Raw genomic sequence first — 25,259 nt, 5'->3', positions numbered from 1 at the left:
TTATTCTGCCGCCATAACACGCTTACCATTGGCATCCACGACCAGCAAATAAGACTTACCAAAATCACCATTGCACAGGTCAATCGCATTGCCTGCAACCTGCAGACCTTCAGCACAGCTACCTACCGCGTAGTAGTCGGTTACTTTGCCTTTTTCGGTTGTGGCTACTTTGCTGCCATCTACCATTACATCGTAACTGCCGTTGGCAAACAAACGTACGTTAAAAACATCTGCTTTATTGTCTGGCTTTTTGCCTACCACAGATAAAGCACGCTCCCCGTTCGCTTCCCAGGCAATCACCCAAAGACTGGCACCGTCTTTTAACGTGGTGTTCATGCGGTCCTGTTTCTCGCCGCTGTTGCTGTCCTTAACACCCAGGTTGATCATATTGTTGATGGCTTTATAGCTGTAGCTATATGTCTGGCCGACTTCTTTTGCGGGTACATCTGCCGACACCACACTACTGCTATCAAACAGGCCACTGTACCCAGAGCTGATAGAGCGCTTTTTAGCATGAAAATCCGCCATGTAGTCCAGTGAATTAATAAAAGACATCTTCGCGTCGTGGTTCAATTGCTCTTTTAGCTCTTCACTACTTTCACCACATCCTGTCAGGGCCGCTGATAAACCCAGCACTAACGCAAACCCTAATCCCTTGTTACCATAGTTCATAATCATCTCCATAAATCCATACAATAAAAGTCACTCTGTCAGGCGTCATTGGGCCTGAAACAAATCATAAGTGTCATGGCCCTAACCTGCGGCGGTACCCGACGGTGTTGCTTATCTGTGTTTAACTATGTTGTTTACGCGCAAATATTAACATACTCATTACCTTCGCCAAGGTTGGCAAATGTGCACAATTGTTTAATTTTGTAAGCTGAATGACAGCCCTGTCACACACTTCATCCGGCTCATAGAAACCTCACAAAAAACCTTTCTAATCAAATATTAAAACTTTTTCAGAAAGATAGAACCAAAATATGACAAGCGCGTGACACAGGCACCTTATAAACACCTGCATCAGGATATGACTGGCAAGTTAACCGCAGCTTAAAAAACAAAAAATTCACAACAATGTAAAAATAAAAGCAACCCGAAACTGTGCTATCGAGTTGCTTTTATGGGCTCAGATCTCAAGGACTTCTTCATCCTCGTCAATATCACTATCGTCAAAGGCCGATAGTAAGGCGACTTCGCTCTGAATAAGCTCTGCAACCTGACCAAGATACTGACATTCAAAGACATCCCCCACGCTCAGCTCAATCTGCCAGTGTGTGTTCACCTCACTCAACAGTCGCATCATCAGTAAGGAATGTCCCCCAAGGTCAAAGAAGTTGGCTGACATACTGATATCACCCGCGTCTACGCCCAGCAAACGTGCCACTATTTCGACCAGCTGTTGCTCAAGCTCGTTTTGCGGTGCAACGTACTCAGCGGCCAGAGCTGTCAGCTCAACTTCTGGTAATGCCTTTCTGTCAATTTTGCCGTTCGCGGTAAGTGGCCAGGTGTCTACCAGTTTCCAGGCTGAGGGCACCATGTATGGAGGCAGAGTTGCAGATAAGCTTGCCATTAATTGCGCAGTTAACGTGTCTTGATGCGCCTCAGAAACAGGCTCAACATAGGCCACAATAACGCCTTTTTCTTTGTTAACAGTCACCAGAGATTGCGCGACCCGCTCATCTGCATTCAGGGCGTTTTCGATTTCGCCCAGCTCCACCCGAAAACCACGGATCTTAATTTGATCATCAACCCGCCCGACATATTCAATCAGCCCTTCTGTGTTAAAGCGCACCAAATCGCCAGTCAGATATAAGTGTGCAGGCTGACCCGGTTCTGCCGCATACGGGTTATCGATAAACCGCGCTTTGCTCAGCTCAGGCTGATTGAGGTAGCCCAGCGCCAGACCATCGCCGCCAACACATAACTCACCGACGACAGTGTTTGACACTTTGCGCCCCTGCGGACTCAGGATCAAAATCTGATCTCCCTGAACGCCGCGCCCGATAGGCACACCTGCACTGATATCTTGCTTTGCAGGCACCGGATAGCAGCAAGTAAAGGTGGTGTTTTCGGTCGGGCCGTAGCCATTGATCACAGTCACATTCGGTAGTGCCGCCTGCACAGCCATCACTGCCTGCGGGTTAAGCACATCGCCCCCGGCCAGCACATTCTGTAGCGCCAGCGGCTCGGTATTGAGTTCAATACAAGCCTTGCTCCATTCGGTGAACAACCCCGAGGTTAACCACATAGCCGTAATTCCCTGCGTTGCCAACACTGTGTTGATCCCAGCCAGTGAGAGATAAGCTTCCGGATAGAGCACACAGCGTCCGCCGTTGAGCAATGGCCCCCAAATTTCCAGAGTTGCCGCATCAAAGGCAATATTGGCGCTTTGCAAAAAGACCGTCTCTGAATTGAGCGTCATAAAGTTCGGGTCACACACCAGGCGATTGACTGCCCGGTGCGGGGTCATAACCCCTTTGGGCGTACCGGTGGAGCCCGACGTATAAATAACATAGGCCAGTGACTGTGCCGTTAACCCTGCAGGGCGAGTCAGATTTTGGGGGCTCAGAGCAGACCAGAGCGCACGGCTCTCATCCAGAGTAACTTTAGCAACCGGGCTAAACGCCAGCACGTCGCGCTCAGCTTTGCCTGTCAGCACAACTGGCAGCTGGGTATCTTCAAGCATATATGCCAGACGTGATTCAGGATAACTCGGGTCCAGCGGTACGTATGCCCCACCCGCTTTTAAAATAGCCAGGGTTGCCACCAGTAAATCGAGAGAGCGACCCAGACACAACCCAACTAAGGAACCGGTACCTATCTGGTATTGGTCACGCAGATATCCGGCCAGCTGGTTGGCTTGCGCGTTTAACTCACCATAGCTGAGGACCTGCTCGTTGAGTTGCACGGCAATCTGCTGTGGATTTTCCGCGGCTTGTTGTTCAAACAACTCATGGATACACGCCGCTCGCGGATAGTTTGCTGCGTTACTTTGCCATGCATTTTGCAGCGCTTGCTCAGTTGCCGGTAACACGGCCAGCGTGGCAACAGGCTGTGTACTATCGCTTTCTAATGCCTCGACCAGCGCCTTCAGCGCTGTATCCATTAATGCCGCAATTCGGGTTGCTTCAATACTTTGGTCAATCTGCAAATCCAGCGTAAAACTGGCCTGCTCGCCCAGATCATTGACAGACAAGTCAAACGGATAGTTGGTTCTCTCACGGGTACTCAACAGGTTGGCGCCTCCCTCTGGAGACGGCTGGGACTGCTCAGTATGGCGATAATTGAGAATGGCACTGAATAAAGGCGTGTTACCACTGATGGCACTATGACTTTGCGCTTCGGCCAGCGAGACTTGTTCGTAAGGCAGTAACGACTGGAGCGCCTCGTTGACTTCATGGAGCGCCACCTGTGCCGATTGCTGTCCCAGCTTAACTTTTAGCGGTAAGGTATTGATCAGCATACCCATCATACGCTCAATGCCCGGCATACCGTTCATCCGCCCCGACATCACAGTACCAAATACCACCTCATCGCGGCCCGTACTGGCGCTCAACACCTGTGCCCAGGCCAGGTGGAACAACGCTGCCGGACTGCATTGCAGACGTCTGGACAAAGCGCGGATCTGTTGTGACAACGCCGGGCTTAGCTCCGTAGCGTACTCTACCACCGCGTTTCCATTGCCGGTCACCTGAGCCAGGCCAAATGGCAGGGTTGGCGTATCGATATCACCAAGCTGCGCAGAGAAAAACTCCGCAGTGTTCAGCTTAGCGCTTTGCGCCATGGAGCGGGCAATAAACTCACGATAAGGCAAAGGAGCGGGCAAATCAGCCTTGTTCTCGGCACTGAGCTCTGCCAACAGTATTTCCAGTGACACATGGTCAGTGATCAGGTGGTGAAACTTCAGCAATGCGTAGACTTTGTCCTGTTCATCCTGCGATGCAACCATTAACTGGATCAGCGGCGCAGACTCGAGGTCAAAGCCATGAGATGCATTTGCCACATACTCTTCAAATTGTACTTTCACCCTTGCTGGCTCAAATGACAGCAGCGTCACAGGCAACTCGGCTTCACGCAATACCACCTGCACAGCCTGCTCGCGGCCGCGCCAGAAGATGGCGGTACGCAGCACATCATGGCGCTTAATCACAAAATTCAGTTCTTCGATGAGCTGAGCCAGCTGTTGTTCGCCATCGAGCTCAAACGCCATAGTACTGACATACGGGTCATGTTGCTGGTTCATGGTATGAACAAACAGCACCCCTTCTTGCAGTGGCGCCAGCGGGTACATATCCTGCACATTAGCTGCACCACCAGGCACCAGGGTAATGATGGCATCAATGCTGTCTTGTGTTAGCTCAATCAGGGGCAGCATCTCAGGCGAGATAGTGCCTGCCTGCGCTGGAATACGGTTTTGCGGCACACTGAACTCAAACTGAGCCTGTGGTTGTGTGTCGAGATGCGCGGCCATCGCACTCAGACTGCTGGCTTTAAACAGGGCCTGTGCCTGGCATTGATAGCCTAGCTGTTTCACCCGGGTCAGCAGCTGCATCACCAACAAAGAGTGGCCGCCCAGTGCGAAGAAATTCGCATCGCGACTGATTTGTTCAACAGGAAGAGTGAGTACGTCGGCCCAAATTGCCGCCAACGTGCGCTCTGTGTCGCTCTGCGGCGGCGCATAGTCGCCGTTTAAATCGGCCTGCGCCGGTGCAGGCAGCGCCTTGCGGTCAATTTTGCCATTGGGTGTCTGTGGCCATTCATCAATCACGACAAAACTAGTCGGTATCATATACTCGGCCAGTGACTGGCTCAGTTCGGTAACAATCGAGTCAGCCAATGCCTGCTTTGTCGTATCCGGTTGTTCGGTAAGCGGCTTAACGTAGGCCACCAGGCGTTGGTTGCCCTGCGGATCAGACAAGGCCATTACCAGTGCCGAATCCACTTCAGTGTGCTCACCAATATGATATTCAATCTCACCCAACTCGATACGCAGGCCGCGAATTTTCACCTGATGATCCATCCGGCCCATATATTCTATGCTGCCATCGTCACGAAAACGCACCAGATCGCCGGTTTTATAAAGTCGTGCACTTGGCAACTCATCTTTAAACGGGTTGTGGATAAAGCGCTCGGCCGTCAGCTCAGGGCGATTATGGTAGCCTCGCGCCAGACCTTCGCCGCCAATGTGCAGCTCACCGCAGGCTCCTTGTGGCAGCAAGTTGAGCGCTTCGTCCAAGATCACTAGCTGAATGTTCTGAATCGGTTTACCAATCGGCACGCTGCTGCCGTATGGCTGAGTGCAATCCCAGTAACTGACATCGATGGCCGCTTCCGTCGGCCCATATAAGTTGTGCAGTTGTGCTTTTGGCAAACTAGCTCTGAATTGTTCAACATGACTTATTTGCAGCGCTTCACCACTACAGAAAACCTGGTTGATGGACGTGCAACGAGCCAGGTCGCCATGCTCCAGCATCACACCCAGCATAGAGGGGACAAAATGCAATTTGGTGATCCCGGTAGTGACAATCAGCTCACTGAGGTATTCCGGCTCTTTATGACCACCCGGTTTTGCAATCACCAGCTCCGCGCCTTTGAGCATGGGCCAGACGAATTCCCACACGGAGACATCAAAACTGTAAGGGGTCTTCTGCAAAATTCGGTCGTCCGGCCCGCAGCCGTATTCGTTGTCCATCCAGTCGATGCGGTTATGCAGCGCCTGATGCTCAACCAGTACGCCTTTTGGTAACCCGGTGGAGCCCGAAGTGTAAATGGTATAGGCCAGGTTTCGGGCGTTAAGACCGATATCGCTCACCGCAATATTGGTATCCGGATAAGCGCTAAAATCAAACTCATCCAGTCGGGTAATGCAGGCTTCGCCAAGGCTCACTCGCTCGGCAACCACAGCGGTGCTCAGTACCACTGCGGTATTGGCATCCTCCACCAGGTGGTTCAGACGCGCCGGAGGCAACTCGGGATCCAATGGCACATAAGCGCCACCGGCTTTGAGAATACCCCAAATGCCGATCACCATGTCCAGCGAGCGCTCAACACACAAGCCCACTAACGAATCCGGTCCGATATTGTGCTCCGCGCGCAGATAATGGGCCAATTGGTTGGCTCTGCTATTGAGCTCACCATAGCTCAGGGTCTGCTCACCAAAGCGCAGCGCAATCTGCTCCGGCGTGGCCGCCGCCTGCTGCTCAAACAGCTCGTGGATACACAGCTCACGCGGATAATCCAGCGCTGTGTCATTCCAGCTATGCAATTGTTGCTGGCGCTCCGCCTCGTCCAGTACACACAGGCTTTGCACCGCTGTATGGCTCTGGCTGTCCAGTAAATCCAGCACCTGAGTCAGGGTCACTTGCAGGTACTGTGCTATGCGCGCCGCCGGGGCACGTTTATCTACCTGCAGCTCAAACCCAAAGCCATCGCCGAAATCATCCACCGAGAGGTTAAACGGATAGTTGGTGCGCTCTTCACTGGCAATCACCTTGAATCCGGCATCCTGCTCCAGCTGCGGTTCTTCCACCGCCGAGTGGCGGTAGTTCAGCATCGCGCTGAACAGGGGCAGCTGAGCGCTCACGCCGCTACAGCGCTGCGCCTCGGCCAGCGACACCTGCTCATACGGCATTAAGGCACGCAGGTCGTCGTTAATTTGTGCCAGCAGGCTCATCGCATCCTGCCCGCTCAGCGACACGCGCAGCGGCAGCGTGTTGATCATCATCCCCATCAGCTGGCTGCTCAGGCCATCGTCGCTCATTCGGCCCGATAATACAGTACCGAACACCACTTCCGACTGACCGCTGCATACGCCCAGCACTTTGGCCCACACCAGATGGAACAACGCCGCCGGACTGCTGTGATACTGGCGGGTCAGGCGGCGAATGCGCTGCGCCTGTGCCTCATCCAGGGTGACATGCACGGTTTCAATGCCCGAGCCGTCATTGAGTACGTCCGTCAGACCATAAGGCAAGGTGGGTTCGCCGACATCCCCCAGCATCTTCGTGAAGAAGGCTTCGGTGTCCAGGCTCGCGGTGCGTGCCAGGGTGCGGCCGACAAATTCCCGATAGGGCACCGGCTCACCCAGACTGGCTTCATTGCCATTCAGCAGCGCCGTTAATTCATGGACCAGAATTTCCAGTGACACGTGATCTGAGATCAGGTGATGCTCACACAGCAGCGCATAATGCTTGCCCTGCGCGGCGTCTTCACACACGCTCAGTTGTAAAAGCGGCGCGTTTTCAAGCTCAATCCACAGCGGCTGCCCGGCCACATAAGCACTGAACGCGCTCCAGACATCCGCTTCCTCGCTGAAGTCCAGCTCAGTTACGGGCAGCGTTACCTCACGCTGTACCACCTGAAGTGCAGTGGTGCGGTTGCGCCACAGGATGGCGGTGCGCAGCACATCGTGGCGGGCAATCAGCGTATTCAGTGCCCACTTAAAGCGCTCAAGAGACTCGCGACTGTCGAATTCAAAGGTGGTGCTGGTAACATATGGGTCCTGCCCTTCACTCATGGTGTGTACAAACAGCACGCCTTCTTGCAAAGGTGCCAGCGGGTAGATGTCCTGAATATTGGCCATGCCACCGGGGATAGCCGCCGCAATATCGTCGAGTTGTTGTTCATCCAGCTCAGTGAGCGTCACCATCTCCGGGGTGATTTGAGTGCAATCTGCCGGAATTAAATTGGCGGGCACACAACTTAGTTCCTCATTCCCAAGTGCCCGAACCTGGCGTGCCATGTCCTGTAGCGTGTGTGCCCTGAACAGGGCCTGCACATCAGCCTGATACTGACGTGCGCGCAGCTGACTGACCAGCTGCATAATCAGCAAGGAGTGGCCGCCCAGCGCAAAGAAATTAGCGTGGACACCCACCTTAGTAGCGTCGAGCGACAACAGCGAAGCGACAATCTCGACCACCATTTTCTCGGCGTCGGTTTGAGGTGCCTGATAAGGCTGCTCCACCGTTTTCACAGGCAGGGCCAGCAGTGCCCGTTTGTCCAGCTTGCCATTGGCGGTCAGCGGCCACTGATCAACGAAACTGTAAGCCGACGGCACCATGTAATCCGGCAGATTGCCGCTCAGGTGCTGTTGCAGTGCGTCAATTAAGCTGATGTCTTGCTCAGCAAGAATGAAAGCCCTAAGTACCTTGCCGCCTTGCCTACCAGCTTCGGCCAACACCACCGCCGACTCTACCTGCTCATGGCTCATCAACTGAGTTTCAATCTCACCCAGTTCGACGCGGAAACCACGGATCTTGACCTGATCATCACTGCGTCCGACAAACTCAATTTCGCCATCTGCGGCCATGCGCACCAGGTCGCCGGTTTTGTATAAACGGGCGCTCAGCGCCGGGTTGGCCGGGTCACAATACGGGTTATCAATAAAACGCTCGGCGGTGAGTTCGCTTTGATGTAAGTAACCACTGGCCAGACACTGACCACTGATGTACAGCTCACCGACCACACCCGGCGGGCATAACGTCAGCTGCTCGCTGAGTACCAGAGTCGCAGTATTGACGTTGGCGCGGCCAATGGGCACCGCGCGCGGCGCATCGTACCCGCCACTGATGGCATAGCCGGAAGCGGTGACCGTGGTCTCGGTCGGACCATAGGTATTAAGCAACACAAAGCCTGGTTTAAGCGACGCCACCGACTGTTTATCCAGCGCTTCACCGCCGACAATCACCTGTCGCAATGCCAGAGACTCAAGCTCCGCTTCGCTCAGCGCCAGCATATGCCAGAACGCCGTGGGTAAGCTGGCCACGCTGATGGCATGGCTGTCACAAAAAGTGATAAAGGCCTCGCGGCTCAGCGACACATCGTCGTTGCGCAGCACCAAAGTGGCGCCCTGAGTCAGCGTCGCCAGCCATTCTTCAACAAAAATATCGAAGTTCATGGTAGAGAACTGCAATACGTTGTCGGCTTCGGTGATTTCGTAGCGCTGCTCACAGTTCGCGGCAAAGTTGATAAGGTTGTGATGGCTTATCATCACGCCCTTGGGGTTACCGGTTGAGCCCGAGGTGTACATCACATAGGCCAGGCTCTCAGGGCTTAGCGCCACATCCGGGTTGCAGATTGGGTAGCCTGCAAACTGGCTGGCATCATCCAGCAGCACTGATGTGACGTTAAAATCGCTCAGCATGGCAGCCACTTTTTGCTGGGTCAGCACCACAGACAGGCCGGTGTCTTCGACCATATAGGCCAGACGCTCCTGCGGATAATCCGGGTCCAGCGGCACATAGGCCCCGCCTGCTTTGAGGATGGCCAGCACCGCCACCATCATTTCCAGCGAGCGACCAACACACAGGCCAACCAAGGTATTCGGGCCCACCTGATGTTCAGCACGTAAATAATGCGCCAGCTGGTTGGCGCGTTCGTTCAACTGCTGATAACTGAGCGCACCATCCCGACACGTCACCGCTGTGCGGAATTCGCTTCGGGCCACTCGCGCTTCAATCAGCTGATGTACCGGAGTAGACGGCAAGGACACGCCCGGTCCACACAGTTGTGTAAGGTGCGCCTGTTGCTCCTGCTTATCCATCAGGGTCAACTGAGCAAGTGCGGTGCTGGCGGCACTGTCACAGAACAGTTGTAGTGCCCGATTCAAATGGCGATTTAACGTCTCTATATAATTTGGCTCAAACAGCGCCAGATCGTAGGTCCAGCGCAGTGTGTAGCCTTCATCCTGTGGGGTAATATCGATATCTATGTCGTACTTCAGCGACACTATCTCGCGCTCATATTGAGCAAAGTGCAGTCCGTCCAGTCCAGCATCGGCCTGATCGCTGACACCAAACTCACTGTCCATAGACAGCATGATCTGAAACAGCGGATCGTGCGACAGGCTGCGCTCCACATTAAGACGCTCAACCAGTTGCTCAAACGGCACATCCTGATTGGCCTGCGCATTGCGATGCACATCGCGCACATGCGCGAAATAGTCTCCCAGCGTGGCATGCCTGGTCTGAGTTCTGAGCACCAGGTTATTGACAAAAAAACCGATCAGCGGCTCCAGCTCACTTTGCAATCGATTGGCAACCGGCGTACCAATCAGAATATCCTGCTGGTTGCTGTGCTGGGCCAGTACCCAGCTCAGCGCACTGTGTACCAGCATAAATGGCGACATCTGGTGGCGCTGTGCCACTGTGCTCAGCTGCGGACTGAGTGCACTGTCAAGGTTAAAGCTCTGGCACCCGGCAGCACTTTGCTTTTCTTCCGGGCGAGGCTGTTTTAAGGGCAGACTGTGGACAGAAGGAGCATCGGCCAGGGTTTCCTGCCAATATGCCAGCTGAGTTTCCAGTACATTTTCCTGTAACCAGGTTTGCTGCCACAGCGCATAGTCTGCGTACTGGATAGTCAGCTCAGGTAATGGATTGGCAGCATTCTGTGCAAACGCCCGATATAAAGTCAGAAACTCCTGACTGAGCAATTCAATTGACCAGCCATCGGAGGCAATATGATGCATATTGAACAGCAACACCCCTGCTTGTTGCGCAGTGCCTGGGTCGGCCAGCAGAATATAGCGCGCCCGCATCATCACATCCCGGGTCAGATCAAACGGGGTACTGAGCTCTCCATCAATCAGGGTTTCAAGCTGCGTCGAACGGGCGCTTGCTTCCAATGCGCTCAAATCGCTCTGTGAAATCGCAAACGCCACATCATCACGAATGTGCTGCCGTGCACCGTTTTCACCTTCCACTATCACAGTGCGCAGTATTTCATGGCGACGGATGATGGCCTGACAGGCGCGCTCGGCCACCGCCAGATCCAGCTTACCCGTAACCGTCAGCAAAGCGGGCATATTATACTGGGCTGCTCCCTGTTGCAGCTGGTCGATAAACCACAACCGGCGCTGTGAAAAAGACAGTGGTGCAAACGTCTGGTACTGCTCAGTACGCGGCGTAATAGCCTGGCGCTTGGGCTGTGTTTCGCTGTCGCTTAAATAATCTAGTAATTGTGTTTTATTCTCTCTGATCAGTTGCGCAATCTCTGCTGTGACTGCGCCCTTTTCAGCTTCGACTACAAGTGACCCGTCAGAGACACTCACCAAAATCAACTTTTCCTGAAGCAGACTGACTAACTGTTGCGGTTTCATTAAAACACAATCCTTTCTACATTATCTGATTGTTCTAACTTGTCTTTCAGAGCCTGAGCAGCGTGCAGCTCGTCTAACTGCAAGGCTTGTTCAGCCACCGAGGTGTACTTAAATAACTGTTTGATGGTCAGCGCGCAGTCAAACTTGGCCTCTATTTCTTTCATCAGTTTGACGACCAGCAAAGACTGACCACCCAGTGAGAAGAAACTCGCCTGCGTGCTGATATGCGCTTCATCCAGGCCAAGTACCTGCGACCAGATAGTCACCAGAGTCCGCTCGGTGTCGCTGTCAGGCGCAACGTATTCACCACCGAGCCCGGCGTGCTCCGGAGCAGGCAGGGCTTTACGGTCAATTTTGCCGTTGGGCGTTTGTGGCCATTCTTCCAGCAGCACAAAACTGGCCGGGATCATATACTCAGCAAGAGACTCACCCAGTTGTGCTTTGATAGAATCAATAAGTGCTTGCCGGGTATCGTCTGTACCCAGCGAGTGCGGTTTAACATAGCCGACCAGGTGCTGATTACCCTGTTGGTCACCCAGTGCCATCACCAGTGCGGAGTCGACTTCGCAATGCTCACCGATGTGATACTCAATCTCGCCAAGCTCAATGCGCAACCCGCGGATCTTCACCTGATGGTCAATACGCCCCATGTATTCAATAATGCCATCAGCACGGTAACGAACCAGATCGCCGGTTTTATACAGGCGCTGACTGCTGCCTGGCTGGCTGTCATCGTAAAACGGGTTGGCGATAAAGCGCTCCTCTGTCAGGTCTGCGCGATTGTGATATCCACGTGCCAGACCATCACCGCCTATGTGTAACTCGCCACAGGCGCCTTTTGGCAACAAGTTCAGCGCCTCATCAAGGATGTATAGCTGGATATTCTGGATTGGCCGACCAATAGGCACGCTGCTGCCATGAGGCTGCGCGCAGTCCCAATAGCTGACGTCAATGGCCGCTTCGGTCGGGCCATAGAGGTTATGAAGCTGCGCCGCTGGCAGCATGGTTTGGAACTGCTCAACATGGCTGATCTGCAAGGCTTCACCACTACAGAAGACCTGCTGGATTGACGTACAACGGCTCAAGTCACCATGCTCCAGCATGACGCCCAGCATAGACGGCACAAAGTGCAATTTGGTGATGCCTGTCTCAACAATCAGGTCGCTCAGGTAGCCCGGGTCTTTGTGGCCGCCCGGCTTAGCAATCACCAGCTCTGCACCTTTGAGCATCGGCCAGACAAACTCCCACACCGACACATCAAAGCTGTAAGGCGTTTTCTGTAGTATCTTGTCGTCGGGTCCGCAATGATATTCATTGTCCATCCAGTCGATGCGGTTATGCAGCGCCTGGTGCTCAAGCAGCACGCCTTTGGGCATACCCGTAGAGCCTGAGGTGTAAATGGTATAGGCCAGGTTGCGGGCGCTCAGGCCAATGTCGCTCGGTGCAATATCGGCATCGCTGTAGGCGTGATAATTAAAGCCATCAAGCTCAATAACACAGGCCTCGCCCAGCATAACACGCGCAGCGACCTCTTGCGTGCTGAGCACGACCCGGGCACTGGCATCGGCAACCAGATAGTTCAGCCTGGCGCTGGGTAACTCAGGATCCAGCGGCACATAAGCTCCGCCGGCTTTCAAAATCCCCCAGATCCCAATGACCATTTCAAATGAGCGTTCTACACACAGCCCCACTAAAGTGTCTGGTCCAACGCCGTGTTCATTGCGCAGATAATCTGCAAGCTGGTTCGCTCTGGTATTAAGTTCACGATAGCTCATGGTCTGAGCGCCAAAACGTAAAGCTGTCTGATTGGGCGATTTTACAACCTGCTGCTCAAACAATTCGTGGACACACAGCGCTTGATCATATTCCCGCACCGTATCATTCCATTGGTGTAACTGTTCATAACGTTCCTGTTCAGATAGCAGCGGGAGTGTATCCATCGGGTTGGCTAGCTGAGCCTGAGTCAGTCGCGCCAGATATCTGAGTACGCCTTGCAGATGTTTATCCAGCGCTGCGATGTGTTGCTCCGTGAACAGAGCACAATCATACAACCAGTTGACGGTCAGTCCGGCCTCATCCAGGTCGATATTAATTTCAATATCAAACTTGGTCGAACAGGCCTGTGGCAGTCTTGGGGTAAACGTCAGTCCTGCCAGTCCCTGCTCTGGTTGCTCTGCCAGGGCAAATTCTGAGTTGGTTGTCAGCATTATCTGGAACACCGGACTGTAAGCCGTTGAACGCGGGATCTGTAACGCATCAACCAGCTGTTCAAACGGCACATCCTGATGCGATTGTGCACCAATATGAGCGTCTTTCACATGAGCAAGATAGTCACCCAGACTAGAATGATGGGTGTTCACACGCAGTACCAGAGTATTGGCAAAGTATCCGATAAGACCAGCCACTTCTGGCTGGGCACGATTCGCCACCGGCGTGCCAATCACAATATCCTGCTGATTACTGTGCCGCGACAAAACATAGGCCAGCGCACTGTGTACCAGCATAAATGGCGTGATCCGCGCCGCTTCGGCAAACGCTTTGAGACCCTGACTCAGCGAGCCTGGCAATAGACTGGTGAAGCCATTGGCATTGAATGCTTTTTCTTCCGGACGGGCTTTATCCAGTTGCAGACTATGCACCGCCGGCGCATCAGCCAATGTTTCACGCCAGTAATTGAGCTGTGTTTCCAGCGCTTTTGCCCCTCCTTGCTCCTGACTCAGCCAGTCGCGTTGCCACAAGGCATAATCGGCATACTGGATAGCTAAAGGCAACAAGGAAGCCTCGGTGCCCTGAGTGGCAGCTTGGTACAGCGCCATAAACTCGTTCGACATCAGCTCAACTGACCAGCCATCCGAGGCAATATGGTGCATATTGAACGCCAGCACACCACGCTGCGCCTCACCCTGAGCGGCATAATTCAGCAGGATATACTGAGCACGCAGCATCAGGTCGCTATCCAGCTTAAATGGCGTTAACGCATCTTCTTTGAGCAACTGACTGAGCCGGTCTGCTTTGGTGTGCTCATTCAGGTCGCTTAGGTCATGCAGAGTCAGCGTCAGCTGCACCTTACTGCGGATCAGTTGGACAGGCTCCGCATCCTGTTCCAGATATACTGTACGTAACGCTTCATGCCGGGCAATCAGGCAATTTAACGCGGCTTGTGCCGCATCCAGGTCTAACTCGCCATCAACATCAAATGCCACCGGCATATTGTACTCGGCACTGCTGCCATTGAGTTTATCGATAAACCACAGACGCTGCTGAGCAAACGATAATGGCAGGTGGGCATTTGCCTCACGAGGTTGCGCAACAATGGGTGGCTGCACCACAGTATTAGCCTGCTGCGCGACCCGCAGCGCTTGCTGTGCAATGGTGGTGGCCGCAAAGATATCCTTCACGCTCAGCTCACAGTTGAGTTGCTCGCGGATCCCCGCAAGCAGCTTCATAAGGAGTAAAGAATGCCCGCCAAGCTCGAAGAAATTCGCCTCGACGCTAACCTGACTGTGCTCAAGCTTAAGCAACTCGGCCCAGATCCCAACCAGGGTGTACTCGGTATCATTACGCGGGGCAACATACGCTTGCTGAGCAAGTCCGCTATCTGGCGCAGGCAAGGCGCGCCTGTCGACCTTGCCATTGGCTGTCAGCGGCCATTGCTGCACAGTGACGATAGCGCCTGGTAGCATGTATGCCGGTAACTGCTCACCAAGCGCCTCTTTTAAATGGCTTAGCCAGTGCTCATCAGCACTGTCCTGCGCACTTTTGACATAGGCAACCAGTTGCAGTGTGCCATCCACAGCAGGTACAGCCAGTACCAGGGCTGAGTCAACCATGGTCAGCTCGGCGATACGGTTTTCAACTTCGCCCAGTTCAATGCGGTGACCGCGAATTTTCACCTGGTCATCCTGACGGCCCAGATAATGCAGCTCGCCCTGCTCGTCATAACGCGCTAAATCACCAGCACGATACAAGCGTTCACCCAGCCAGGGATAGCGTCCCCTGTCGAATGGGTTGTCAATAAAACGTTCAGCACTGAGTGCTTCGCGGTTCAGGTAGCCCAGTGCCAGGCCAGCCCCGCCGACATAGATTTCGCCCGCACACCCTTTAGGTACCAGCTTTAACGCGTCGTCCAGCAATACAATATGCTGGTCGCGCAGCGGTCTGCCGATATTGATTTGCGCACCCGGCTCAATGCGTTTATAGGTCACATGTACTGTGGTTTCTGTGATCCCGTACATATTAATCAGCTCAGTTGGCTGACTCGCAAAGTGCGTCCACCATTGGGTAACGTGACTTGGCGTAAGCCCTTCCCCACCAAATACGATGCTACGCAATGAGGGCAGCGCCTGCCGGGTCGCAACCAGATATTCGGTGAGCTGTTTAAAGGCACTCGGCGTCTGGTTAAGAATGGTCAGTGCGTTGCGCTGACACAGTTCTACAAACAACTGACTGTCTTTGACTTCATCCAGGCTCGGCATCAGCAGTTTGCCGCCAAACAACAAGGCGCCCCAGATCTCCCAGACACTGAAATCGAAGGCAAAGGAGTGGAACACACACCAGCAATCGTCTTCACTGAAGTTAAAATCGGGCTGAGTCACATCAAACAAACGGCCCACATTACGGTGGGTTTGCAGCACCCCTTTTGGTTTGCCCGTGGAGCCTGAGGTGTAAATGACATAAGCCAGGTTGTCTGATGTATGCGCTGCCAGCTGCACATTATCGGTGCTGTAGCCGGTTAGTGGCAGCTGATTAAGGTCGATAACAGGCGTGTCTTGTATCGCTAACGCATCAGCTACCTGATCTTCACTCAGCACCAGTACCACACCAGCATCCTGACAGATAAAATCGAGACGCTCTTGCGGGTAATTTGGATCAAGCGGCACATAAGCACCACCGGCTTTAAGTATTGCCAGTATGCCCACAATCATATTAACGCCGCGACCCACACACAGGCCTACCAGAGTATCCGAGCGGATATCGTGTGCGTCAATCAGGTAGTGTGCCAGTGCGTTCGCCCGCGCGTTCAGTTCATGATAGGTCAGCGACTCTTGTTGGTACACCAGTGCAGTGCGCTCGCCAACTCTGGCCACCTGACGCTCGAATCGGGCCTGAATACTGCTCACGCTATCTATGCTTACCACTTCGCCGACATTCGCCAGCATCAGGGCATCCTGCTGTGCCTCAGTCAGTACCGCCAGCTGTGCCACAGGTGTGTCTGACTCTTTATTCAGTGCACTCAGTAACTGTTCGATGGCGCAAGCAACATAGTCACACACCGCGTTAATATCAACAGAGCGCTCAACCTGCAGGTTGAAAGAAAAACCCTCACCCCAGTCATCTACACATAAGTTAAATGGATAGTTAGTGCGCTCTCTGGCGGCTGTGGCCTGTGCGCCGTCTTGCGCTGACGCTTCAGCCAGACGGGAGTGACGATAATTGAAAATGGCGCTGAATAACGGTGTTTGTGTGCTGACACCACTGCATGCCTGCGCTTCAGTCAGCGATGCCTGCTCGTAAGGCATTAACCCGAGCAGAGACTTGTCGACCTGCTCTAACAGCACTGCTGCCGGTTTATCAGCCAGATTAACACGCAGAGGCAGGGTATTGATCATCATCCCCATCATCTGCTCAATACCCTGCTGGCCACTCATTCTGCCCGACAACACAGTACCAAATACCACATCCCGGCTCTGACTACAGGCCGACACTACCATGGCCCAGGCCAGGTGGAAAAATGCCGCCGGGCTCATGCCTCGCTGTTGCATCTGGGTGCGGATCTGTTGCGATTGCTCCAGAGTCAGCTCAACATGCAAATCGTTACAATGCAGCTCATCGGCTTGGGTGCTGTCCAGCCCAAACGGATGGCAGGGCGTGTCGATATCACCCAGTTGCTCGGTAAAATAGTCACGGGTATTCAGGTGCTCGGCATTGTGCAGTGTTTGAGCAATAAATTGTCGATACGCCAGAGGTTCTGGCAATTGCCGGAAGGCTTGCTCATCCATTGCCAGCTCAGTCATAATCATTTCAACTGAGATATGATCGAGCAAAATGTGGTGCTCTTTAAGCACGCCACAGTATTTATCTGTGACGGGGTCGTGGGCCAGCTCCAGTTGCACCAAAGGCGCCAGCTCCAGATCCATACGATGTATGCCTTGTGCCACGTAAGCGTCTAGTTTTTGTCTGGCATCTTGCTGACCAGAGAAAGACAACCAGGTTGGCAGCAATTCACAATGGCGCAACACCAGCTGTAAAGGGGCTTGACGCTCGCGCCACGCGACCAATGTACGCAGCACATCATAGCGTGCAATGATCTGATTGAAACGTGTGACAAACCGGTCAATTTCATCTTTGCAGCCAAACTCCAGTGTGATGGTAGTCACATAAGGGTCGGTTTTTTCCGTTGCACTATGAACCAGGAAAATACTCTCCTGCAAAGGAGCCAGCGGATAGATATCCGCGATGTTTGCAGCCCCGCCGGGAATGCGCTGTGCCAGCGAATCCAGCTCGCTCTGAGTCATCGAGGCCAGCGTTACCATGTCCGGGGTGATCCGTGTACATTGCGCCGGGATGCCATTTTGCGGCAGTTCAGGGGCGCTCTGCGGTGAGCCATCAGTGATGGTTTTGGCCATTTCGCCCAACACCCGGGCATTAAACAGCGCCTGTACCGAGGTGCTCCAGCCTTGCTTTTTCAACCGGCTGACCAACTCCATCACCATCAGTGAATGCCCGCCTAACTCAAAGAAGTTGGCGGCCATGCTGACTTCGTCAAGCTCAAGGGTTAACAGCTCAGCACATAACTCGGCCAACACCTTTTCCTGCTCGGTGATTGGGGCCACATATGCCACTTCATAGCCGAGACTTTGCGGCACTGGCAGCGCTTTACGATCAATTTTACCGTTGGGCGTTTGTGGCCACTCGTTTAACAATACGAAATTTGCCGGGATCATATAATCGGCCAGCGACTCACCCAGCTGTTCCTGTACAGAGGCAATCAGCGCCTGCTGTGTCTCTTCAGTCAATTCAGCAGACGGCTTAACGTAGGCAACCAGTCTCTGATTACCTTTATCATCCTTCATTGCCAGGACCAGGGCTGAATCGACCTGTGCGTGCTCACCAATGTGGTATTCGATTTCACCCAGCTCAATGCGCTGACCCCGGATCTTGACCTGATGGTCCAGCCGCCCCATATATTCAATGTTGCCGTCTTCACGAAAACGCACCAGGTCGCCGGTTTTATACAGACGTTTACCGGGGCTTTGCGGATAAAATGGATTGGCGATAAAGCGCTCTTCGGTCAACTCAGGGCGGTTATGATAGCCCCTTGCCAGGCCATCACCACCAATGTGTAACTCGCCGCAGGCGCCTTGTGGCAATAGATTAAGCCCATCGTCCAGTATGTATAGCTGAATATTCTGGATGGGCTTACCGATAGGAATGCTGCTGCCGTGGGGCAAAGCACAATCCCAGTAGCTGACATCGATGGCTGCTTCCGTCGGACCATAGAGGTTGTGCAGCTGCGCCTCAGGCAGCCGGACTTTAAACTGCTCTACATGGCTTACCTGCAGGGCCTCTCCACTACAGAACACCTGCCTGATAGTACTGCACCTGGCCAGGTCGCCATGCTCCAGCATCACACCCAGCATAGAGGGAACAAAGTGCAATTTAGTTACACCCGTTTTCTCAATCAGCTCGCTCAGATAAGCGGGGTCTTTGTGTCCGCCCGGTTTAGCGATAACCAGCTCGGCCCCTTTGAGCATAGGCCAGACGAATTCCCATACCGAAACATCAAAACTGTAGGGCGTTTTTTGTAAGATTTTATCCTGTGGCTCACACCCGTATTCATTGTCCATCCAGTCGATGCGGTTATGCAGCGCCTGATGTTCCAGCAACACGCCCTTGGGTTGACCGGTGGAGCCCGAGGTATAAATGGCATAGGCAAGATGATTGGCTGTCAGGCCGATGTCGCTCACCGCAATATTCGAACCCGAGTATGCAGCAAAGTCGAAGCCGTCCAGTGCAATGACCGTCGCATCGCCGAGCGATACCCGCTCAATCACCTCTTGTGTACTTAACACCACATTAGCGCTGGCATCTTCAATCAAATAATTCAGCCGACCAGATGGCAATTCAGGGTCCAGTGGCACATACGCACCGCCAGCCTTGAGAATGCCCCAGATGCCAATCACCATCTCAAATGAGCGCTCGGTGCACAAGCCAACCAGAGTATCAGGGCCGATGTTATGCTCAGTACGCAGATAATGCGCCAGCTGATTCGCTTTGGTATTGAGTGACTCATAGCTCATGGTAAGTCCGTCAAAACGCAAGGCGATAGCATCCGGCGTGGCTTTGGCTTGCTGTTCAAATAATTCATGGACACACAACTGGCGAGGGTAGGCACGCTGTGTATCATTCCAGTCAGCAAGTTGCTGCTTACGTTCGGCGTCAGACAGCAATGATAATGCGCTTAGCTTTCCAGACACGTCAGCTGGTGTCAGCCTGGCCAGCTGTGTCAACACCGTACTCAGGTGCTGGGCGATGGCGGCCACACGGTGTGCACGATACAAGGCTGTATCATAGGTGATTTCTATCGCCACGCCCTGCTCGTTTAGCGAGACTTCAATTTCCAAATCAAACTTAGTCGTCACACTGCTGGCAGGGCGCTGCGCGATTTGTAAACCATCCAGTGCCAATTGCTGATCTCTGACACCATAATCAGAATTGGTGGTCAGCATGATCTGAAACAGCGGCGCATGGGCGCCGCTGCGAGGAACGTTAAGCTTTTCGACCAGCTGCTCAAAAGGCACATCCTGATTGGCCTGAGCGCCCAGATGCACCGATTTAACATGAGCAAAATAATCGCCAATACTGGACTGCCCGGTATTGACTCGCAGCACCAGGGTATTAGCAAAGTAACCAATCAAGCCCTCTAACTCTGCGTGTCCCCGGTTGGCGATCGGGGTGCCGATGACAATATCATTGCTGTTGCTGTGCCGTGATAATACATAGGCCAGTGCACTGTGGATGAGCATAAAGGGCGTTAACTGGTGCTGTCGGGCTAAGTTTTGCAGCGCTTGTGCTTCAGTGGCTCCCAGCTCACTACGCACCAGATCACCGTGCAGTTGCTTAGTGGCAGGTCGTTCAAAGTCCGGTATGATCCCGTGTACCGCAGGTGCGTCGGCTAAACTTTGCTGCCAGTATGACAGCTGCTCAGCAAGCGCTTGCTGGGTCAGGGTCTCACGCTGCCAGTGTGCGTAATCCGCATATTGCAGCGGCAATGGCGTCCAGCTGGGAAGCTGTCCGCTGACTCTGGCCTGATACGCCTGAATGAACTCACCGGTCAGAATTTCCATCGACCAGCCATCCGATACAATATGATGCATATTGAGCAGTAACACGCCCTGCTGGGTGCCATCATTGTACTGGTGAGTACACAGGTAGGTCACTCTGAACAGCACATCTTTAGTCAAATCAAACGGCTTGAGGGTATCGCGCTCTATGTGTGCAGCCAGCTCTGTCGCCTGCTCGTCGCTATTACTCAAATCAATTTGGTGGATATTAAGCGCCACATCCTCGCGTATCGTCTGTCTTGGTCCATCTTCAGAGTCATAGTAACCGGAGCGCAAAATAGTGTGGCGCGCCATTATGTCGTTGAATGCATCTTCCACAGCCGCTAAATCCACTCGACCCTGCACATCCAGTGCAAGGGGGATATTATACTCGGCTGAAGGCCCTCGTAGTTGCTCTAAGAACCACAGGCGCTGCTGTGAAAAAGACAACACGCTGTGTGTTAGCCCCAGAGCAGGAATATTGCCTGTAGACTGAGTTAACACAGTTGCTTTTTCTGCCTGCTGGCTCAACAGCTCAATAAGCTGAGTTTTGTTTTCCTTGAGTGCGCTTCTCAGCTCATCAGTCATACTGCCTTTTGCTGCTTTAAACTTGAGTTTGCCCTGCTCGACATACAGATGAACGCCCTGTGATATCGCTAACTCGAAAGCCTGATGTACATTCATTAAATCTCACCATCCTCAACTAAATCCTGATCGCAGATACTGTCTGCCGCCTGCGCATTGAGCTGTTGCATTCGCAGCAAGTCAATGTGCTGGGCCAGCTGGGCCAGCGACTGCGCCGTAAAAATGTCCTGCATGTCTATCTGTTGTAGCTGTAATTCCGGGTCCGACGTGATAGCTCTGACCAGCTTACTAACCAGCAGGGAGTGACCACCCAGCGCAAAGAAATTGGCTGAGGTACTGATTTCACTTTCCTGCAAATGCAGTAACTGCGCCCAGATAACCACCAAACGCTTTTCGCTGCTGGTTTCGGGCGCTATGTACTCCCCTTCAATCGCGGTCATGTCCGGCTCAGGCAGTGCGCGCTTATCAATCTTGCCATTACTGGTCAAAGGCCACTGTGATACTGGCACAAACATCCCGGGTACCATGTAATCAGGGAGTCTGTCTGCCAGTTCTGTTTTGATCCGCTGGATTGCAGCCTGACTGTCATTAATATTTTCATGGCCAGAGGCCGTATTAACAGCGATTTGGTTGCTAAGCTGCACATAGGCCACTAAGTGTTTGGCTCCCGTTGCACTGGTCACAACAGTGACCACCGCGGCATCCACATCAAGACACTCACTCAGTAAACCTTCTATTTCACTGATTTCGATTCTGAAGCCCCGGATCTTGACCTGCTGGTCGATACGCCCCAGATATTCCAGCTCGCCATCGGGTAAATATCGGACCAGGTCCCCTGTTTTATACAAGGTTTCGGTTACACATTTATTGTGGCCATCGAAATAAGGATTCGGCACAAATCGCTCAGCGGTTTGCTCAGGTAACTGGTGATAACCCCGCGCCAGACCAACACCACTGATGTACAGCTCACCGACTACCCCCGGTGACAACAAGGCCTGATTACTGTCCAGCACAAAGGCACTGGTATTTTTCAGGGGCTTACCTATGGTGACTTTCTGCCCGGGACGCAATTCAGCCCAGGTTGCACAGATAGAGATCTCAGTCGGGCCGTAGGCATTGACCATCCGGTAGGAGCCCCCCCACTGCTCAACCACTTCCTGATCACAGGCTTCTCCACCCACAGCCAGCGCTTTAAGTGCTAAGTCATCACGAAACTCCATCATGGCCAGAAATGCCGGAGGCAACAGCACATGGGTAATGGCTTCGCTGTGAAGTAACTGAGTAATACTCTCCGGAGACAAACGCTGAACACTGTCAGCAATGACCAAAGTGGCGCCACTCAACAACGCCATCACATATTCCCAGGTCCCTGCATCAAAGCTCATAGAAGCAAAATGTAAGACCTTGCTTTGCTCATCTACTTTCAGGTAGTGACGGTGGTTAAACGCAATATTCACTATCCCCTTATGCTCAAGCAGCACGCCCTTCGGCTTACCCGTCGAGCCCGAGGTGTAAATGGCATAGGCCAGATTTGACGACGTCAGCCCCTTTACCAACTCACTTGGATTATAGGTGGGGTAATCAACAAAGGTCTGAACCACTTGTGCATTACCAAGTCCGTCAATACAAATGCTGTGGTAATCGGTTAAATCCAGTTGTTCGATAATAAAGTGCGTTGAAAGGATGATTTTAACACCGGAATTTTCCATCATATAGGTGACACGCTGACGCGGATAGGCCGGATCCAGTGGTACGTATGCCGCACCGGCTTTGAGGATAGCCAGAGTACCTATGATCATTTCCAGCGAGCGCTCAACACACAAGCCAATAAAGGTATCCGGGTAACCTGATATTCACGAGTCAGGAAATGGGCGAGCTGGTTGGCACGCTCATTAAGCTCACGATAGGTCAGCTGTTTACTGCCAAACTTAACGGCAATCTGATCAGGCGTCTGCATCGCCTGCTGCTCAAATATCTCATGAATACACTGCTCGAGAGGATAATCAGCAGCATTGTTATTCAGACCATCGATCAGATAGGATTCGAGCTTGTCACCCAGAATAGACAGACGATTCAAAGGCAAGGTGCTACGTGTCTGAGCAGACATATCTGCCAGAGCTATCAGGGCATTGTTAAAGTGTTCACTTAGCTGCTCTACAAATTCAGCGTCGAACAAGGCCACGTCGTAGTTCCAGATGGTCTCAATCTGCTTATCGCTGATATTCAGCGCAATTTCCATATCGAATTTGATGGCCGGATGACTGCCCTGAAGCGGAGACAGGCTCAAGTCTGGCAGATTCAGTAAAGATGATTCATCGGCGCCGTCGGTAAACTTGTCATTGGTGGTCAGCATGATCTGCACCAAAGGCGTATAAGACGAAGTACGTGGCAGATTCAAGGCATCAATGAGCTGCTCAAAAGGCACGTCCTGATTGACCTGGGCGTTCATATGCACCTGACGAACATGAGCAAAGTACTCGGCCAGAGTGCTGTGACAGGTGTTCAGGCGCAGTGCCAGGGTATTGACAAAACAACCAATCAACGGGCTCAGAGCCTCATCGGCGCGGTTTGCTACCGGCGTGCCAATGACAATATCTGACTGGTTGCTGTGACGGCTAAGTACCACACCCAAAACAGCGTGCATCAACATAAACGGGCTCAGATGAGCCTGTCTGGCTACCTCGCCCAGTTGCTGTGCTACATACGCAGGCAAGGTGGCAGTGACATGTGCCCCCTGTGTTTGTTTTACTTCCGGGCGATGATGCTGGGTCGGCAGGCTGTGTGCCAGCGGTGCATCTTCCAGCGCCTGCTGCCAGTATGTCAGTTGCTTCTCAAATTCGCCGCCCTGCATTTTGTCTCTTTGCCACACGGCAAAGTCGGCGTATTGCAGTGCCAGTTCAGGTAACGGGTTTACCTGCTCAGCTGAATAGGCCCGATACAGAGTCACAAACTCATTGATCAATACATCCATAGACCAGCCGTCAGAAGCAATGTGGTGCAGCGTCAGCAACAACACGCCTTGCTGAGTATGGCCGGTTCCCTGAAGCTTGAGATACTGACCGCGGATCGAAAGTTGTTGGGTCAAATCAAATGGACGCTGCGCCTCTTCAAGCAGACACTGAGACAGCTGCGCCTGCTGTTGCTCACCTTCACAGTCACTGAGATCGACAAAGCTCAGAGTAACATCACTGTTTTGCAAAACATGCTGACGCACTTCATCATCCTGCTCACGATAAACGGTGCGCAGGATCTGATGGCGTGCCACGATAGTGCTGAGCACCTTTTCAACCAAAGTCAGTTCCAGTGCGCCTTCAACATTCAGCGCAACAGGCATATTGTATTGACTTTGACCTGATTGCATTTGCTCCAGCAGCCAGAAGCGCTGCTGAGTATAAGAGAGGACGCAGCCATCCGGATAGTGTCCGGGTTGCGGCCTTTGCGACTCGCTGTCTGCGCTTTGTGCATGAGACAGAAATGCGATGATTTCGGCCTTGTTTGCTATGATGTCCTGCTTCAGCGTGGCCGGAAATTCGGCCACCGTCAGGTCAAAATGTAACGCGCCCTCTTTGGCATACAGATAAACGCCTTGGTCTGCTGCCGATTTAACTAATTGTGCAATCATTATAGTGTTCCACTCATCATTACCGATTCATTGGCTTTTTTGTCTTCGAGATATTTTTGGGCCTGCTTGCTCTCAATTACCTGTGAAAGGACCGCTAATTCTGCAGCGTCGTAAATTTCCCGTAATGTCAGCTCGATTTCGAACTGGGTTTTAATCGCACCGGCCAGCTTGATTAGATACAGGGAATGGCCGCCCAACTCGAAGAAGTTAGCGCAGGTACTGATCTGCTCAGATTCCAGTCCAAGCAACTCACTCCAAATTGCCACCAGGGCATGTTCTGTATCGTTTTGTGGTGCAATGTACTCTTGTCCTGCCAACATACCTTGCGGCGCCGGCAGGGCTTTTTTATCTATTTTTCCGTTTGGCGTCAGAGGCCATTCGTCTATCAACACGAACTGGCCCGGGATCATATGTGCCGGTAATTCACCTTCCAGCGCATGCTTAACATCACTCAACCAGGCTTGTTGCTGTGTTTCCTCTTTTGTATCACGCGTGATACAAGGTTGCAGATACGCGACCAAATATTGTCCGCCACCTGTGTGCTCCCGGGCCATCACTAAAGACGTCACCACGTCAGGATGGTTATTAAGTCGGTGTTCAATTTCACCCAACTCAATCCGGAAGCCCCGGA

Annotated in this window: 6 protein-coding genes (1 of these 6 only partly in view); all 6 read right to left on the bottom strand. The window is 52.9% G+C overall.

What is annotated here, in order from left to right:
* On the bottom strand, positions 1–672 hold the full coding sequence (locus tag ELR70_RS03210) for a hypothetical protein (RefSeq protein ID WP_054013698.1): 672 nt from the start codon (positions 670–672) through the stop codon (positions 1–3).
* Between the two features lie 457 nt (positions 673–1,129).
* On the bottom strand, positions 1,130–11,098 hold the full coding sequence (locus tag ELR70_RS03205; protein ID WP_128064458.1) for a non-ribosomal peptide synthetase: 9,969 nt from the start codon (positions 11,096–11,098) through the stop codon (positions 1,130–1,132).
* Positions 11,098–21,105 carry a non-ribosomal peptide synthetase gene (locus ELR70_RS03200; protein WP_054017714.1) on the bottom strand — a complete coding sequence of 3,336 codons (10,008 nt, stop codon included), beginning with the start codon at positions 21,103–21,105 and terminating at the stop codon, positions 11,098–11,100. The genes ELR70_RS03205 and ELR70_RS03200 overlap by 1 nt, the downstream gene beginning before the upstream one ends.
* Positions 21,105–22,805, bottom strand: coding sequence for a non-ribosomal peptide synthetase (locus tag ELR70_RS25665; RefSeq protein WP_277749855.1), 1,701 nt, complete (start codon positions 22,803–22,805; stop codon positions 21,105–21,107). The genes ELR70_RS03200 and ELR70_RS25665 overlap by 1 nt, the downstream gene beginning before the upstream one ends.
* Entirely contained in the window at positions 22,802–24,628 is a 1,827-nt protein-coding gene (locus ELR70_RS25660; protein ID WP_277749854.1) for a condensation domain-containing protein, read from the bottom strand. Before ELR70_RS25660 ends, ELR70_RS25665 begins: the two co-directional genes overlap by 4 nt.
* A protein-coding gene (locus ELR70_RS03190; protein WP_164881422.1) for a non-ribosomal peptide synthetase crosses the window boundary here: on the bottom strand, positions 24,628–25,259 show its final stretch. Its footprint extends 12,376 nt past the window's final position; 632 of the gene's 13,008 nt are visible here — the last part of the coding sequence; its start codon lies off the right edge, out of view — the gene reads right to left on this strand; its stop codon occupies positions 24,628–24,630. The genes ELR70_RS25660 and ELR70_RS03190 overlap by 1 nt, the downstream gene beginning before the upstream one ends.

The organism is Pseudoalteromonas sp. R3 (assembly GCF_004014715.1).
Taxonomy (GTDB): Bacteria; Pseudomonadota; Gammaproteobacteria; order Enterobacterales; family Alteromonadaceae; genus Pseudoalteromonas.
This window is presented reverse-complemented; position numbering and strand designations above follow the sequence as displayed.

Excerpts from the sequence above, each read along its gene's own strand:
- ELR70_RS03210 (WP_054013698.1), bottom strand. The coding sequence starts at position 672 with ATGAACTATGGTAACAAGGGATTAGGGTTTGCGTTAGTGCTGGGTTTA.
- ELR70_RS03205 (WP_128064458.1), bottom strand. The coding sequence starts at position 11,098 with ATGAAACCGCAACAGTTAGTCAGTCTGCTTCAGGAAAAGTTGATTTTG.
- ELR70_RS03200 (WP_054017714.1), bottom strand. The coding sequence starts at position 21,105 with ATGAATGTACATCAGGCTTTCGAGTTAGCGATATCACAGGGCGTTCAT.
- ELR70_RS25665 (WP_277749855.1), bottom strand. The coding sequence starts at position 22,805 with ATGATCATAGGTACTCTGGCTATCCTCAAAGCCGGTGCGGCATACGTA.
- ELR70_RS25660 (WP_277749854.1), bottom strand. The coding sequence starts at position 24,628 with ATGATTGCACAATTAGTTAAATCGGCAGCAGACCAAGGCGTTTATCTG.